At 67.4% G+C, this 13,798-nt stretch carries 15 protein-coding genes; 2 read left to right on the top strand and 13 right to left on the bottom strand.

The window, feature by feature from the left end; genetic code table 11:
* Nucleotides 1-45 precede the first annotated feature (45 nt).
* On the top strand, nt 46-906 hold the full coding sequence (locus tag DOM56_RS04355; protein WP_110707688.1) for a universal stress protein: 861 nt from the start codon (nt 46-48) through the stop codon (nt 904-906).
* Nucleotides 907-990: 84 nt separating this feature from the next.
* Nucleotides 991-1,347 carry a RidA family protein gene (locus tag DOM56_RS04350; protein ID WP_110707687.1) on the top strand — a complete coding sequence of 119 codons (357 nt, stop codon included), beginning with the start codon at nt 991-993 and terminating at the stop codon, nt 1,345-1,347.
* Between the two features lie 8 nt (nt 1,348-1,355).
* On the opposite strand, the gene DOM56_RS04345 is transcribed toward DOM56_RS04350, so the two are convergent.
* The 13 genes from DOM56_RS04345 to DOM56_RS04285 all read right to left on the bottom strand — a co-directional run bounded on the left by DOM56_RS04345 (nt 1,356) and on the right by DOM56_RS04285 (nt 13,673).
* Complete coding sequence (locus DOM56_RS04345; protein WP_157958161.1) at nt 1,356-1,961, bottom strand: hypothetical protein; 606 nt, start codon at nt 1,959-1,961, stop codon at nt 1,356-1,358.
* 99 nt (nt 1,962-2,060) lie between these two features.
* On the bottom strand, nt 2,061-2,798 hold the full coding sequence (fabG, locus tag DOM56_RS04340) for a 3-oxoacyl-ACP reductase FabG (protein ID WP_110707686.1): 738 nt from the start codon (nt 2,796-2,798) through the stop codon (nt 2,061-2,063).
* Between the two features lie 41 nt (nt 2,799-2,839).
* Entirely contained in the window at nt 2,840-3,313 is a 474-nt protein-coding gene (locus DOM56_RS04335) for a hypothetical protein (protein ID WP_157958160.1), read from the bottom strand.
* 31 nt (nt 3,314-3,344) lie between these two features.
* Nucleotides 3,345-4,532 (bottom strand): beta-ketoacyl-ACP synthase, encoded by a 1,188-nt coding sequence (locus DOM56_RS04330; RefSeq protein WP_110707684.1) that lies wholly within the window; start codon nt 4,530-4,532, stop codon nt 3,345-3,347.
* Nucleotides 4,529-5,092, bottom strand: coding sequence for a DUF3261 domain-containing protein (locus DOM56_RS04325; RefSeq protein WP_110707683.1), 564 nt, complete (start codon nt 5,090-5,092; stop codon nt 4,529-4,531). Before DOM56_RS04325 ends, DOM56_RS04330 begins: the two co-directional genes overlap by 4 nt.
* Entirely contained in the window at nt 5,089-6,399 is a 1,311-nt protein-coding gene (locus DOM56_RS04320) for an NAD(P)/FAD-dependent oxidoreductase (RefSeq protein ID WP_110707682.1), read from the bottom strand. The genes DOM56_RS04325 and DOM56_RS04320 overlap by 4 nt, the downstream gene beginning before the upstream one ends.
* The gene (locus DOM56_RS04315) at nt 6,392-8,713 is read right to left on the bottom strand and encodes a hypothetical protein (RefSeq protein WP_110707681.1); all 2,322 of its coding nucleotides are present in this window, start codon (nt 8,711-8,713) and stop codon (nt 6,392-6,394) included. Before DOM56_RS04315 ends, DOM56_RS04320 begins: the two co-directional genes overlap by 8 nt.
* A complete protein-coding gene (locus DOM56_RS04310) occupies nt 8,710-9,261 on the bottom strand; it encodes an outer membrane lipoprotein carrier protein LolA (RefSeq protein WP_157958159.1) in 552 nt (183 codons plus the stop codon). Before DOM56_RS04310 ends, DOM56_RS04315 begins: the two co-directional genes overlap by 4 nt.
* Nucleotides 9,262-9,301: 40 nt before the next feature.
* Nucleotides 9,302-10,294, bottom strand: a complete 993-nt coding sequence (locus tag DOM56_RS04305; protein WP_110707679.1) for a glycosyl transferase — start codon at nt 10,292-10,294, stop codon at nt 9,302-9,304.
* Nucleotides 10,291-11,046, bottom strand: coding sequence for a glycosyltransferase family 2 protein (locus DOM56_RS04300; protein ID WP_110707678.1), 756 nt, complete (start codon nt 11,044-11,046; stop codon nt 10,291-10,293). Before DOM56_RS04300 ends, DOM56_RS04305 begins: the two co-directional genes overlap by 4 nt.
* A 3-nt stretch (nt 11,047-11,049) precedes the next feature.
* On the bottom strand, nt 11,050-12,798 hold the full coding sequence (locus DOM56_RS04295) for an AMP-binding protein (protein ID WP_110707677.1): 1,749 nt from the start codon (nt 12,796-12,798) through the stop codon (nt 11,050-11,052).
* Nucleotides 12,785-13,390: a hypothetical protein gene (locus tag DOM56_RS04290; RefSeq protein ID WP_232822172.1), complete on the bottom strand. Its 606-nt coding sequence runs from the start codon at nt 13,388-13,390 to the stop codon at nt 12,785-12,787. Before DOM56_RS04290 ends, DOM56_RS04295 begins: the two co-directional genes overlap by 14 nt.
* 16 nt (nt 13,391-13,406) lie before the next feature.
* The gene (locus tag DOM56_RS04285) at nt 13,407-13,673 is read right to left on the bottom strand and encodes a phosphopantetheine-binding protein (protein WP_110707676.1); all 267 of its coding nucleotides are present in this window, start codon (nt 13,671-13,673) and stop codon (nt 13,407-13,409) included.
* Between the last annotated feature and the right edge of the window lie 125 nt (nt 13,674-13,798).

Here is a 13,798-nt window from a genome sequence, read left to right as displayed (position 1 = left end):
CTTTCCCTCATCGACCGAGAAGAGAATGGCTGAAAGGAGCATCCCATGAGTGAACGTCAGGTTCTGGCCTGCATCGACGACTCCCGCCACGCTTTTGCGGTCTGCGCCGCGGCTGCCTGGGCCGCCGAGCGCATCGGCGCGCCGCTCGAGTTGATGCATGTGCTGAGCAGAGCGCCAAGTCCTGGCGTCACCGATGCCAGTGGGCAGATCGGGCTCGGCAGTCGTGAGCATCTGCGCGAGCAGCTCACCGAACTCGACGAGCGGCGCGCCAAGATTGCCCAGCAGCATGGCCGCGAGTTGCTCGAGTCGGCACGGGCCCAGGCCGAGCGCCTGGCGCCGGGGACCACGGTTTCGATCGCGCTGCGACACGGCGAACTGCTCGAGTCGCTGATGGAACGCGAGTCCCAGACACGCCTGGTCGTACTGGGCAAGCGCGGCGAATCCGCCGACGAAGCCCTCGAGCACCTGGGCAGCAATCTCGAACGGGTCGTGCGCACTCTGCACACCCCGATTCTGGTGACCCCGCCGGAGTTCCAGCCGCCCTCGAGGCTATTGCTGGCGTTCGACGGCGGCCGGACGACCCGCAAGGGGGTCGAGATGATCGCCGCCAGCCCGCTGCTCAATGGCCTGGTCTGCCACGTGGTCATGATCGGCGCCGGTACCGACGACCAGCGGGCCCAGCTCGAGTGGGCGCTGGAGCGGCTGCGGCAGGGGCAGGTCGAGGCCCAGGGCGCTATCCTGGCGGGGGACGTGGACGAAGTGCTCGCCGACTACGCGGACCGCCAAGGGGTCGACCTGACGATCATGGGGGCCTACGGCCACTCGCGGATTCGTCATCTACTGGTCGGCAGCACCACCACCGCCATGCTGCGACACGCGCGGACCGCAACGCTTATACTCCGCTGACCGACCACCACGACGCATCACCGCCGCCGTGGTGCATTCATTGCCACTGGCGGCGCTACCCGCCGCCTCGACAGGAGTGATTCCATGACCATCCAGCGCCACGATCCGCAGACCCGCATGAGCCGGGCGGTGATCCACAACGGCGTCGCCTATCTCTGCGGCCAGGTGGCGGGCCCCGAAGCCCGTGAGGGAGATATCACCGCCCAGACGTTGAGCATGCTCTCCCGCGTCGAGGCGCTGCTGGAAGAGATCGGTTCGGATCGGGAGCATCTCCTTTCCGCCACCATCTACCTGGCTGACGGAGACGATTTCGCGGCGATGAATTCAGTCTGGGATGCCTGGGTTCCCGAGGGGCATGCACCAGCGCGTACCTGCATCACGGCACCGATGCCGGCCCAGGCGTTGCGGGTGGAGATCACCCTGACAGCCGCGATCAAGTAGCGCGGCGGTCAGGCGTCGTCGCGGGAGGGCGGCGCCGGCTGGTGTTGCAGAAAGCGCGACAGCCGGTCCGCCTGGCTCTCGCCGACCTGGCACAGCTGCCAGGCGATCTCGGCGTACTGCATCAGCGTGGGCAGCATCAGCTGTAACCGGTGAGTGTCGTTCTGGTGTCGTTCGGCCTCGGCATCGAGCCACTCGAAGAGCCTGGCCAGGCGGGTGTAATTGACGTCGCCGCGGCCACGGTTGCCGCGCAGCGCATCGATCGCCAGGCAGCGCATCACGCTACGCTTGTTGGGGTCGAGGCTCTCCTTGTCGAGCAGCGCCTCGGCGTGCTGCACGAACTGCCCCATCAGCTGCGACAGCTCCGCCGCTTCCAGTTGGCGCCGAACCGCGTCCTGGCTTTCGATCAGCGCCTGCTGCTGGCGAGTCAGCCCTCTGACCAGGACCACCAACTGCACGCAGAGCCAGCCGGCCAGCACCAGGGTCAGCAGATAGATGCCCAGCGGCGCCAACGCCTCGGCCGGCAGTGGCCAGCGGAGTTCGCTGGCCAGCACGCCGCCTGCGGCCAGCGCCAGTAGCACGATGATGATCAGGGCGATGGAAATGCCGGATTTCATGCCGATGTCCAATCAGGGAGAGTCATTGCCGCCATGGCGCTTTATCGGCACGGGATCGCTGTTCCTTGAGCGCACGCTAAAGTAGCGCCCTGGCCGCGCTTAGATCATGCCGCCATTTACCGCGATCACCTGGCGGGTGATGTAGCCGGCGTCCCGCGAGCACAGGAAGCTGACGGTGCCGGCGACCTCTTCGGCCGATCCGGTGCGCTGCATGGGGATCAGCTTGCGAACCTCCTCCTTCGGCAGCGCTTCGGTCATCTCGGTCTCGATCCAGCCCGGTGCAACGCAATTGACCGTGATCCGACGCTTGGCCAGCTCGACGGCGAGCGCCTTGCTGGCGCCGATGATCCCCGCCTTGGCGGCGCTGTAGTTGACCTGGCCGCGGTTGCCCGTCAATCCGGACATCGACGAGAGCGCCACGATACGACCGGGCTGGCGACGCTGGATCATCGGCATGACCAGCGGATGCAGGACATTGTAGAAACCGTCGAGGTTGGTCCGCAGCACGCTATCCCACTCCTCGCCCGCGAGGGCCGGGAAAGGCCGGTCCGCGGTGATGCCAGCGTTGCAGATCACGCCGTAATAGCAGCCGTGTTCGGTGATGTCCGCCTCCAGCACTGCCTGGACCGTCTCCCGCGCCGTCACGTCGAAATGGATCACGCGGGCGCGGCGGCCCTCGGCTTCGATTCCGGCCCGGACCGCCTCGATATCGTCGCCCGGGCGGCGGCAGTGCAGTACCAGGTCGAAGCCGTCGAGGGCCAGGCGTGTGGCGATCGCCTTGCCGATGCCGCGATTGGCGCCGGTGACCAGAATCGTCTCGGGATGTTGATGTTCCATGAAGCCTCGGTAGCAGAACGGCGAATGGGTGAGTCGGGAGTTCAGGCGTCGCCCGGTGTCGGCATCGAATCGGGGCGATAGAGCGTCAGGCTGCCGTGAGCCAGCGGCGGTTCGTCGCTCCCGGCCCGGCGCAACTCGCCGCTGACCTGGGTAACGCCGTTGTCGGCGACGAAGTCGACGGTGATCGTTACCTGAATTCGCTGATCGAAGGCGAAGACGGGGACCCGGGCCCGGTAACGTTTGGCCCCGAGCAGCAGTCCGGGCGCCGGTGTGGCGGTCGAGCCGGAGGCTCGAAAGCCGGCCCAGGCGGCAACGGTCTGGGCCAGCCATTCGACCCCGACCCAGGCGGGGATGCCGTCGGTCTCGGCGAACAGGTCGTCGTGCCGCGTCCACGTCTCGGCGGTGGCGCCATCGTCGCTGGCGGCGATCAGCCGGGTCAGCAGGCACATGCGCCTGGCGTGCGGTATCAAGGGCTCGACGGCGCAGGGCAGGCTAGCCGCAATGGATGGATTCAAGATGGCAATCGCTCTCCGTCTTCGCGTCTCGTCATTCGGTTGGATGGTCCAGCGTCAGTAGCAGGCTGGCATTGTTGCCGCCGAAGGCGAAGCTGTTGCTCAGCGCCCGGCGCGGCCGGCGTTCTGGTGTTGCCCCGGTCGTCACCAGGGGGAGCGGAGGAAGCTCTGGATCGTAGGTGCCGTCGAAACGGTGTGCCGGCAACCGCCCCTGGGCGAGTGCCAGCCAGCAGAAAGCGGCTTCCAGGGCCCCCGCGGCGCCAAGCGTGTGTCCCGTCAATCCCTTGGTCGAACTGCAGGCCGGCGGGGTGGGAAACAGCATCGTCACGGCCGCGGCCTCCATGCTGTCGTTGAGCGCCGTGCCGGTGCCGTGCAGGTTGAGGTAGTCGATCTCGGACGCGTCGAGCCCGGCCATCGCCAGCGCCTGGCGCATCGCTTCCGCTGCGCCACTGCCATCCGGGCGGGGGGCGGAGATGTGGTGAGCGTCGACGCTCTCGCCAACGCCGGCGAGCTGGATACCGCCGCTCTCGGGCGTTACCACGAACAGGGCCGCCGCTTCGCCGAGATTGATTCCGTCGCGATGCCGGGAGAAGGGCTGACAGGGATTGTCGCTGACGGCTTCCAGGCTCAGGAATCCATTGACCGTGAGACGACACAGGCTATCGGCGCCGCCGGCGATCACCGCATCGCACTGGCCACTCTTGAGCAGGCGCCTGGCGCTGGCCAGCGCTCTGGCGCTGGAGCTGCAGGCCGTCGACAGGGTGTAGCAGGGGCCGGTGATACCCAGACGCTCCGCGAGGAAGCGCGCCGGCGCCCCCAGCTCCTGGCGCGCGTAAGCGAAATCCTCCGGCAGCGGGCCCTCTCGGCCGCTCGTCGCCAATGCCCCCTCGGTCTCGCCGATGCCGGACGTACTGCTGCCGATGACCACCCCGATGCGATCTCCCGGCACCGCGGACAACAGGGCTTCCAGTTCGTCGCCAAGGCGAGCCAGGGCGAGCGCCAGTAGCCGGTTATTGCGGCTGCGATGGTCCTTGGGCCAGTGGCTGTCGCCGGGGAGTTCACTGGCGACCTGTCCTAGCGGCAGCGGACGGCCCGGGGTGAAGACGTCGCTGGTGGTCAGGCCGCGCTGGCCCGAGAACAGGGCGCGGCCGATCGTGTCCAGATCGTCGCCCAGCGAGCAGACCACGCCGGGGCGGGACAGGCGGCAAGAAGAAGCACTCATGAATCACCGTTCTCCTGCATCGGGGCGATCGTCAAGCGGTAGTGGCCCTGGCGGTCGTCCAGCATCAGTGTCTCGGCGCGATCGTGCGCCGGCACCGGCGTGATGCGGGCGATCAATCGCCCCCGGTAGGTGATGTCGCGACTCGCCGCGCTGTCGACGACCTGCCAGGCGCTTCCCGCGAAGGCCTCGTGCAAGGCGTCGCGAGGCCACAGGCTCCACTCCAGACGGGATGCCAGCCATTCTGGCGGTATCGGCAGCGAGGGTTCGCCCGGCGCATCGCCCGCCTCGAAGCGGGCGCCGTCGGCGTCGCGAACCAGCGTCGTCAGGCGCTGGCCGTAGGGAGTCACCAGCACCGCACGCAGGTGCTCCGGATCGATCCGGATGAACGCGATCAAGGTCCGGGCTTCGCCCTCATCCGGTTCGAAGGTGAGCTGGCTCTTCAGCGTGTCGGTCGTGGTGGCGGCGGCCAGTGGCGGCGGCGGCGACACCGGCGGACTCAAGCTGCAGGCGGACAGGGCGAACGCCAGGCACAGTGGCAGCAGGGGAAAGATGCGCCTCATCGTTCGGTCTCCGGCGACAGGCCGGGATCCGGCTGACGCGCATTGGCCGTCCCGGTCCCCGGCGCCCTCGATGCCGCCTGGCTCTCGCAGATGGCGGCCAGCGTGTCGATATGCCGGGCCGAGTCGGTGGCGAACGGGTTGCGACGGTCCCAGGCGTAGCCGGCCAGAATGGCACTGATGCGCTCCTTGATGTCGCGGGGCGCGTCGGCGTGGAAGATGATCGTCTGGAGTCGGCCGTCGTACCACGCATCGACGAAGGCGCGAAATGTCTCGACGCCCTCGCGCAGCGGCTGCTCGAACTGGCCCTGCCAGTCGATCGTCTCGCCGGCCAGCTGGCGATCCACCAGCGGTGCCGCCAGACTCGCGGATTTCAGCGCAATGGTGACACCGGAAGAGAACACCGGGTCCAGGAACTCGCCAGCGTTGCCCAGCAGCACATGACCGACGCCGTGCAGCCGGGTGACATCGGCGGAATATCCGCGGAGCTCGCCGACCGGGCGGGTCGGCCGCGCCCCCTCCAGGAGCTGGCGGAAACGGGGTTCGGCGTCGATCAGCGCCTGCCAGCGTGTCTCGGGCGAGTGGCCGTAGGCGTCTATTCTCGCCGTCTGGCCGACCACGCCCACCGAAGCGCGCTGGTCGCGGAAGGGAATCAGCCAGTACCAGATGCCGGCATCGTCGGGATGAACGCCGATGAGGATCTTCTCGCGATCATGGCTCGGCTCCACCGGGCACGCTTCGACATGGGTGAACAGCGCGGTGCGGGGGATCTGGCGGGCGTCGCGCTCGAGCTCCTCGAGCCGGGCCAGCACGCGGCCGTAGCCGCTGGCGTCGACGACGAAGCGGGCGGTCAGGGTGCGGGCATTGCCCGATTCATCGACGACATCGACCTCGGGTCGATCGGGATCGGCGCGGAAGGCGGTGACGGTGATGCCGAATTCGACCTCTGCGCCTTTCGCCCGGGCAGCCTCGATCAGCCGATGATCGAAGTCGGCGCGCTCGACCTGGAAGGTCGAGCCCCAGCCCGGCGTGAATTTCTCGCGGAAGTCGATCGTCGTGCTCTCGCCGCCGCGGGTGAACGCGGCACCGTTCTTGGGCTGATAGCCGGCGGCCTGGACGGCCTCGAGGAGGCCGGCCTCTTCGAGATGGCTCATGCACTGCGGCAGCAGGCTCTCGCCGATGGAAAAGCGCGGAAAATGGCTGCGCTCGACCACCAGGACGCGACGGCCGCGGGCGGCCAGCTGTGCCGCGATCGCGGCACCGGCGGGGCCGGCGCCAATCACGATGACCTCGTGGTCGGCTTCAGACATGTTCGCTCTCCCGTGGTGATGTCGTCGAATGGCCAGTTTCCGGGCGTACCCACGGGACCAGTGCCCAGACGCTGGCCAGGCCGATCAGGCAGGTCAGGCCGAGATAGTGCAGCGCGGGTGTGGCGCTGAAGGCCAGCATGCCGAAAGCCAGCAGGCTGGTGAGCGTCGATAGCGTGATCGCCAGCCACGCAGCCGGCTTGCGAGCATGCTCCACGTTGAAGATACCGGCATCCAGCCCGATTCCCAAGATCAGCAGCAGGCCCAATTGGTTGAAGATATTGAGTGGGACGCCGCCGACGGCGAAGGCGGTCAACACGATGAGCGTGGCGCCGAAGGGCGGTACCACCACACGCCAGGCGTGACGTCGATAACGCCACAGCAGTGCCAGCGTCATCAACGCCATGGCCGTTATCACCCAGATGGCGGTGTGGCGGCGGAGTTCGCCGAGCAGGCCGCCGATGCGACTGACGCGGTCGACGTACTTCACTTCCGGCAACGTGTCGGCGAGGGTCGCCAGGGCCGCGCTGGTGCGGTCATCGCGCTCGCCGGAGATCACCACGGTGGCGGCCACCTCGCCGTCACCCGTCTCGCCCAGCCACAGGCGCTGCTGGAGCGAGCCAATCGGTGTCTCGAGCCATTCGGCCAGGGTCAAGGGTGGCGCCTGGTCCAGGCGTGCTCGCGCCTGGTCGGCGACGTTCGCCGGCAAGCCAGCCCGTTCGACCAGTGCGTCCAGCGGGGGGCCGTAGAGCTTGCGTACCCGGGCCAGGTTGGCCTGCTGCTCGGTCAGCGTCGGGACCGAGCCGGCCAGCGACTGGTACTCGATCCGGAGCCCGTCGGCAATGGCTCGGTCGAGCGCTCCGTCCAATGTTTCAAGCCGGGCCAGCAGCGCCTGGGTATCCGAGGCCTGAACCAGGAAATAGCGGCTGCCGGTGTCGCGGTCGAGCAGCTGTTGGACACGCTGCTCGTCGTGCATCAGCGCCGCCGGCGAGGGATTGAGCAGTTCCAGACTGTCATCGCTGGTCAGGCGCAGGGCGCAGATGGTCACCAGCACCAGCGCGCCGGCCAGGGCGAGCCACGGCGACAGGCGCCGGCGAGGCTGGCATAGCCGCCACCAGCGTGTCGCCAGGCTGGCGGTAAAAGGGCTGGCGTGGAGCGTGAAGCGGGGCAGCCACAGTACCACGGTGAGCCAGGCGCCGATCAGTCCGAAGGCGGCGAACGCTGCCATCTGGCGTAATCCCGGCATCGGGGTCAGGGCCTGGGCCACATAGGCGATGACACTCGAGATCAGGCCAAGGGTCAGGCTCGGCATCAGCCGACGAAGCCGGAATTGCCTGCCGTCGATGACGCGATCACACTGCAGGTGCAGCACATAGTCGACGGCGATGCCGATCAGGCTGGCACCGAACGCCAGGGTCAGCAGGTGCAAACGGCCGAAAATGCCCAGCGTCAACGTCAACGCGAACAGCGAACCGGCCACCAGGGGCAGCATAAGTTGCAGCAACACCCGAGGCGAGCGGAAGACGAAACCGATGATCAGCACCACCCCGAGCAGGGAGGCGGCGCCGATGGTGGACATCTCCCGCTTCGCCTGACGGGCCCCGGCGGCGGCGTGGAATACCAGCCCGGAACGCAGCAGTTGCGCGTCGGGATGCTGCTGTTGAAATCGTTCGAGCGTGGCATGCAGGGCATTCTGCATCGGCAGCTCATAGGGGGAACCTTTCAACTCGCCGATCAGCACGCTCCACTGCCGCCCCTCGGCATCCAGCGTCAGCAGGCCGTCGGCGGCGCCGATCGGGCTGCGTGGAAGGCGTGACAGCCAGGCATCGAGCAGTCCGAAGGGGTCGGCGACGGGCTCGGGTCGCGCCGTCGGCGAGAACAGCCGGCGCAGCGCCGGCTCGATCAGCGCGCTGCCGCCATCGGCGTCGATGGCCTGCTGCCACCGCGGCGTCAGTAGGCGGTAGCGCCACTGCCCCATCCAGCCGTGCGGATCGGCGTCGGCCAGATCGAGCTCGCGCCAGTCGATGCCGGCCAACTGGCCCTCGTCGACCAGCCGCTGCAACGCCTGGCCCAGCGCCTGCGTCGTCTCCACGCGGTCGTCATCGCCGAGCAGCAGCAGGAAGCGATTCTCGAAACCGCGCCCCAGCTCGCGGTCCGCCTGCTCGACCAGCGGCGCCTGCCGGTCGGCCGGGAGCAGGGCGGTGAGATCGGTATCGGCGGGTAGGCCCTGACGCAGCATCCAGCCCAGCCAGATGGCACAGAGCGCCAGCACCGCGAGCCAGAGCCAGCCGAGTCGACGGTAGCTGCTGCCGGTCATGAATCGTTCAGCGGGTGCTGGTCGAATAGCCGGACCTTCAGCCGGTCGCCGTCGGGGGTGCGCATGTCGAGATGATCGATGGTGTCGGAACCCCGCAGCGTGATTTCGGCGATGCGCTCGCGCAGCGCGGGCTCTCTCGGGGTCAAGGCGACCTGCCAGTCATCCTGGTCACCGGACAGCGCCAGCGTGAAGCGGGACTCCAGCGCCTGCCAGTCGCCCTCCAGCAGCTGCAGGAACAGCTGGGCGACCTGCTCGCCTCCGGGAGGCGCGTTCTCGCCGCTGCCATCGGTTATCGCCTGCGGCGTCAGCTCGATCCGCTCCTCGACCGGTTTTTCGAGTTGCCAGACGACGCGCTTGCCACGCTCGAACAGGAACGTGCCCTGGCTGGAGAGCGAACTGTCGAGATCCGCCAGTTCGCGCTGCTGCTCGAAGCTGCCCGCCAGCGAGGGTGTGGCGGCGAGCCGCCGTTGCAGGTCGTCCAGATCGAAAGCCTGGGCGCTCAGCGGCACCAGCAGCAGCAGGGTGATCCACCATCGACGAAACGGCATGGTCGGGTCCTCGGGATATCGCGTGTCTGGAATCGCCCGATCAGGTGACGGGGCGCTCGTCCTCTTGGTCGGGCTCGGCGGCGTGGGCATCCTCGCAGTCGAGCCAGAAGGGGAAGAAGTTGAACCACTGCAGCGGGGTCTTCTCGCACTGCCGCGTCAGCCAGTCGACGTAGCGTTCCATGGCTCCCTCTATCCATGCCGTCCGGTCCCGCCGGCTCAACGCGCTGGTATCGTCGAAGTGGTCGAAGTCGATACGGTAGCTGGTGGCTTCGCGAAAGCAGCCGATGGTGTAGACCGGGCAGCGCAGCAGGCTCGCCAGCCAGAACGGGCCTTCCGGGAAACGCGCCGGATGGCCCAGAAAGGGAAGCGTGCGGGCGCGTCCACTATCGCTGATCGGTACACGATCCGCGGCGATTACCACGAACCCGCCTTCCGCGATTCGACGCCCCAGCTTCATCGCCGTCGATGGCGTGATCTCGCTGACCTCGATGATCTCGGGCGGGTTCTCGCGGTGGGTCGAGCGCGCCAGGACCTCGTCGAACTGCTGCGCGTTGCGTGTGTGCATCAGCAGGGTCGCGCGGAAGTCCTCCTGCATGTCGCTCATGGCGGTGCAGATCTCCATGTTGCCGACATGGGAGACGAGCATGATGCCGCCACGGCCGCTTTTGACCGCCTGGCGAAACCGCTCCCGCGTATCGCCCTCGAAGCTGAGTGCCGGTGGGATGCCGCTCCAGGCGTCGATCTTGTCCATCAGGCTCTGCCCGAAACTGCGGAAGTGGCGCAGACTCAGCCAGGTCAGATGGCTGGGCGCCTGGCCGTGGCGGTGACGCCACAGCCGAGTCAGGTAGGTATGGGAGGCACGCCGATGAAGGCCGTGGGCAATATAGTAGTAGACGATCACCAATAGCAGCATGAACTGGAACGGTAGCCGTCCCAACTTGCGCCGGATCCAGACCATGGCGCGAACCCCGCCGGCGGTGCCGGTCTCGCGAATTCTCGACCAGTGATTGGGATTGCTGCTGATCGGGGTCATGAGAGTCGTTCCTGGCGGCGGCTCAAGAGATCGGGGAGGCGTCTGAGCATGCCGAGCACCAGACGCAGATGCATGCGGGCGAGCAGCACGTTGTCCCGCCACAGCCGGAAGTGGGAGACGCCGTCGAGAGGATAGCGGACCCGGACGGGCAGGTTGGCGACGCGCCCGCCCTGCCAGTGCCAGCGTACCGGAAGCTCGCTGTCGAACTCCATGCGATCGCCGCAGGGGTGCTCGGCAACCAGCCGGTTGACGGCGGCGACGGGGTAGAGCTTGACCCCGCACATGGTGTCGCGAAGCTCGAACGACAGCGTCGCCAGCCAAACCAGCGAATGGGTGATGTAGCGGGAATAGAACCGGTGCCGGGGCACGCTGGCATCGAATCGCGGGTAGCCGAGCCGCAGGACCTCGTCGTCGGCGCGGAGCCCCTCGACGAAGGGCGGCAGGTCGGCCGCTTCGTGCTGGCCATCCGCATCCACCTGCAATACGTGGGTCAGCCCGCGCTCGGCGGCTCGTGCCAGGCCCGCCCGAATCGCCGCGCCCTTGCCCCGGTTGACGGGCAGCCTGACCAGATCCACCGTCGCGGTCTCTGTTAGGGCATCCAGCACCCCGGCACAGTGCGCGTCGCTGCCGTCATCGACCAGGATGACCGGCAGCTGCAGCAGCGCCAGTCGCGCCAGGGTCTGGCCGACCGCCTCGGCGTGATTGTAGACCGGCACCAGGACCGCGATGCGGGCGCTGTTCTCTTGCGACATTCTTCAACTCTCCCGCGCTTGACGATGGATCAGGGCGACCCGTCCCGTCACATGTTTCCCGCGCTGGCTCTCGCATTCGAGGCGCAGGCTCTCGGTCCCATCGCCCTGACGGTGGTCGAGGGTCATTTCGAAGCGGTCGCCGGGCAGTAGCGGCTGGGGGAATCGCAGCCGCTCGAGGCTTTCGAACTCGCCATTCAACGTGAACAGGCGGCGCGCCTGCTGCATCGCCCAGTGCACCAGGGCGATGCCGGGCAGTACCGGCTGGCCGTCGAAGTGGCCGTCTACATAGGCGCAATGCTCCGGGACCTCCAGCGTGATCCGCCAGCCGCTCTCGTGCTGACGTTCACCCAGCCAGCGCGGCGCGCGCCGGTCCTCGAGATCGAGGAACAGGCGCTGCCGGATATCCGCGCTCAACTTGCCCTGACTATTGGTCGGCCAGGGGGCGACGAAACGCCAGTAGCGAGGTAGCACCGGCGTTTCGAAATGGGCGGCGAGTTCCCGGCGCAGCCGCTTCACCGTATCGCGATGCTGGCGATGATCGTGGGGGATATCGTTCGGCGAGAGCTGAACGATGGCAGCGAGGCGAAGATCGCGGCGTTGCAACGTCAGGGTCTGCGCCCGCTCGACGCCGGGGAGCGCGCTCAGGGCCCGGTCCATGGTCGCCAGCGAGATCCGCTTGCCACCGATCTTGACGATCCGGTCGGCGCGCCCCAGCAGTTCGAAGCCCTGTTGCGTCCGCGCGATAAGATCGGCCTGACGTTGCCACTGGTCCGGGGTTTCCAGGTGACGCGAGCGCAGCCATAGACGATGGTCTTCGTCGTGGCTCACCTCGACGCCGGGCAGCGCGGTCCAGTCGGGGGCTTGCTGCTGGACGCGCCAAGCGATGCCGCCGGTCTCGGAACTGCCGTACACCTCGTGAACGGGTTGGCCGAGGCGTTCGTGGACCCGGTCGCTGGCGTCCTTGGAGAGCGGCGCTCCCGAGCTATAGATCGTTGCCAGCGCCGCGCTGACCGGTTCCCAGTCGAGCGCTTCCGGGAGCCGGGAAAGCGCCGGTGGCGCACTGACGAGAATCATCCGCTTGCCGGTCTCCTGGCAGTACTGCAACCAGGTGTAGAGGGTTTCCGGGTAACGACAGGGTCGGGCCGAGAAGGGGCTGTTTTCGCATAGCGGGCGCAGGATCGAGAACAGCAGGCCGTAGATGTGCTGATGACTGACCTGGCTGACGACCAGTCTGCCCGACAGCGGCCAGAGCGAGGCCTGGGTGGCGAGTTCGGCATCCAGCTGGTCGAAACGTTTGTCCAGCCGCTGTGGCTCGCCGCTGGAGCCGGACGTGTAGAGCGAGACGGCGATATCGGGTAGCGGGCGTGAGTGCCACTGGGGCGGGTGGTCAGGGGGGCTTCCCGTCCGCCCGCTCTTGCGACCTGGCTCGGTGGGCCCCAGCGCCACACCCGCCTCGTCCAGCGCCGATAGCGTCTTCGGTTGGTTGTCTGCCGGGAGCACGACGCGATCGCCGCGCTCCCAGATCGCGATCAGGGCGGCACTGAATTCGATCGGGTCCGGCTCGAACAGGCGCCAGCTTTCACTCGTGTTGGGCGTCTCGAGCAGGCGCTGCTGCCATGCCCCGATACGCGCATGCCATTCGGGCGCGGTCAACCAGCGCGATGGCGTGTCCGCTTCCGGTGGGATCCAGGCGATGGCGTCCGTCGTCGCGCGGTCACGCCATGGCCGGTCGGCGAGTCTACGAAACGTCATGGGACGCCTTGTCTTGAGATTTCATGGCTGCTTCCGCTCGTCTTTTGACCCGCTGGCGCAAGCACCACTCCCCCAGGAACATGGCCAGCATCAGGGCGTAGACGATGCCGCCGTTGTACCAGGCCCAGACCTCGAGGTCGGCAAAAATCGCGGTGAACAGGGCAATGGCACCGTTGAGGGAAAAGAAGACGCACCAGGCCTGGGTCACTCGCCGGGTGTAGCGCACGGCGTGAGGCGGCAGATCGGGTTCCTGCCGACGAGCGAACCGTTCGATCAGCGTCGGCGGATGACGCAGGCCGTGGGAAAAGACCAGCAGCAGAGCCACGTTGACCACCACCGGCCATAGTCGCAGGCCGAGTTCTGCGCTGCCGGTCGCCATCAGCAGGACAACCAGCGGCAACAGACCCCATCCCCAGCGCCGTTGCGTCGGCGGCAGTCGCCACCAGGCCGCGGCGGCCAGCACCACCAGCAGTGGCCAGGCACCGTAGTGCGGCAACAGCCAGTGCACCACCAAAGGCCAGACAAGGCCGATGATACCTACTGCCAGCCAGAGCAGCCGGCTGCGACCGTGGGTGGGAGTCGAGGTGATCACGAGGGCGCCGCCGCCGTCATTTCTGGCGACGCGATTCGACCAGGGCCGCCAAACTCTTCAGATTGGCGAAATGCTGGCGGGAGGATTCCGCCTCGGATTCCAGCGTGATGCCGTAACGCTTCTGTAGCGCGAGGCCCAGTTCCAGGGCGTCGATGGAGTCGAGGCCCAGACCTTCGACGAACAGCGGTTCGTTGGGATCGATGTCTTCCGGTGTGACGTCCTCGAGCTCCAGGGTCTCGATGATCATCTCCTTGAGTTCTTGTTCCAGCGCCGTCGTGGTCATCGGTCTTGATCGTCCTTGTGACTCGTTCGTTATCGATTACTGGCGCCCGGCCGTGATGTCGGGCGCGTTGCCGGTAGCTTGCCGGCCGGTTGCGGCGGTCATCCCGTCGCCAAAACTGGTTGTTG

Source organism: Salinicola sp. CR57 (assembly GCF_003206585.1).
GTDB classification, from domain to species: domain Bacteria; phylum Pseudomonadota; class Gammaproteobacteria; order Pseudomonadales; family Halomonadaceae; genus Salinicola; species Salinicola lusitanus.
The sequence above is the reverse complement of the archived record's forward strand: the minus strand, read 5'-3'. Positions and strand labels throughout refer to the sequence as shown.